Origin of the sequence: Gluconobacter sp. P1D12_c (assembly GCF_018812105.1) — a bacterium.
In the GTDB taxonomy this organism is placed as follows: Bacteria; Pseudomonadota; Alphaproteobacteria; order Acetobacterales; family Acetobacteraceae; genus Gluconobacter; species Gluconobacter oxydans_A.
Genome location: NZ_JACSIQ010000748.1, coordinates 1 through 384, shown reverse-complemented (window position 1 = coordinate 384; position 384 = coordinate 1). Strand labels below are relative to the sequence as shown.

At 44.0% G+C, this 384-nt stretch carries 1 protein-coding gene; it reads right to left on the bottom strand.

From position 1 onward, the window contains the following. Positions 1–115: 115 nt before the first annotated feature. On the bottom strand, positions 116–384 hold a 269-nt coding region (locus tag KP705_RS19020), incomplete at its 5' end, for a hypothetical protein (protein WP_215765438.1).

The following is a 384-nucleotide window of genomic DNA, read 5'->3' as shown; positions in this document are numbered from 1 at the left end:
CTAATTATCTGCTCATGAAGCGAAGCAGTTTGAGCTATCTTTTTAATACTGATTTAGCCTTTAGCATGGAGGTCGAAACCCCAATGCTAGACCCCGGACCTTCGGGGTCGTCGCTCTAGGCAATAGAGCGATCAGAACCCTTTTGAGGCTTCGCCTTAGGTTCCCACGTCGCCTGGAATGACTCAAGCCACTCCTTCGCAATCCTATCGCAATCACGCATTAAATCATCCAACGTGTAGACAGTCTTAATGAACGGAACAGGATTAATTCCATGCGAATCCAAAGAATCAAAAACTAAACCAAGATAAGTTTCAAGCTGTTCATTCTTCTTCTGTAAATCTCTGAACGGCTTGCCCTTATCAAAACTTTTTTCGCGTTCGCTTT